This is a genomic window from Polaromonas sp. P1_G2 (genome assembly GCF_056405515.1).
Window position 1 is genome coordinate 1 of sequence record NZ_JBFUBY010001855.1, and the last position, 349, is coordinate 349.

Here is a 349-nt window from a genome sequence, read left to right on the forward strand (position 1 = left end):
CGCGATACCGATTGCCGCGACGATCTCGGCGAGGTTCGGGATCCTGCGGCCGACGACATCGAGCAGCCGGAACCGGCCGTCGACCTCAGCCCATGCGACCACCACATCGACATCAGGCAGATAGCTCAATCGCGCCGCTGGATTGAAGCAGGCGTTGAGCGTGAATTCGATTGCGTGGCCTGCGACCGCAAAGCGCTCCGACACCGGTACGCGGGCATCGAGCAGCGCACGGATCAGCGCGGCATCGGCCGGTGCATCGATCGACAACGGCCGCGCGGCAGCGACCGTCGTCTTCGCCGGCCTCGGCACGAGGAAACTCCATTGCGGCACAGAGCGAAAACCGTAGGGC

At 65.9% G+C, this 349-nt stretch carries 1 protein-coding gene; it reads right to left on the minus strand.

Going from position 1 to position 349, the window contains the following annotated elements:
* A partial coding sequence (locus tag AC1D0P_RS32905; protein ID WP_477680548.1) for a hypothetical protein occupies positions 1-349 on the minus strand: 349 nt, incomplete at both ends.